Origin of the sequence: Prevotella illustrans (assembly GCF_017426725.1) — a bacterium.
Taxonomy (GTDB): domain Bacteria; phylum Bacteroidota; class Bacteroidia; order Bacteroidales; family Bacteroidaceae; genus Prevotella; species Prevotella illustrans.
Genome location: NZ_JAERMS010000108.1, coordinates 1 through 307 on the forward strand (window position 1 = coordinate 1; position 307 = coordinate 307).

Consider the following 307-nt stretch of genomic DNA (forward strand, 5'->3'; position numbering starts at 1 on the left):
ACCTGATTTTAACACTTCCGCAACACGTCATCTAAGTGCCGGAACGCCGAAAAAGTCCTTCGATTTACCGATTTTTATACCTTTTTATACTCAAAGCTATGCTTTTATCGGCTCAAAGCATAGCGATTACACCGCTAAACCACAGCTTTTAGCCGCTAAAAGGGCTGCGATGACGGCCTAAAAGCATAGCGATTAAAGGCGAAAAAGTGTAGGAAAAATACCATAAAAAGCGTAATATATTGATAACGAGCGCTTTATAAACTTGCTCTACAATCGCTTATTTTCGTCCAAGTCTTTTCTTTTTCAG

Annotated in this window: 1 protein-coding gene; it reads left to right on the top strand. The window is 39.4% G+C overall.

Going from position 1 to position 307, the window contains the following annotated elements:
* The coding region (locus tag JHU38_RS12320; protein ID WP_207859430.1) for a hypothetical protein at positions 1 to 181 on the top strand (181 nt) is incomplete at its 5' end.
* Positions 182 to 307: the final 126 nt, after the last annotated feature.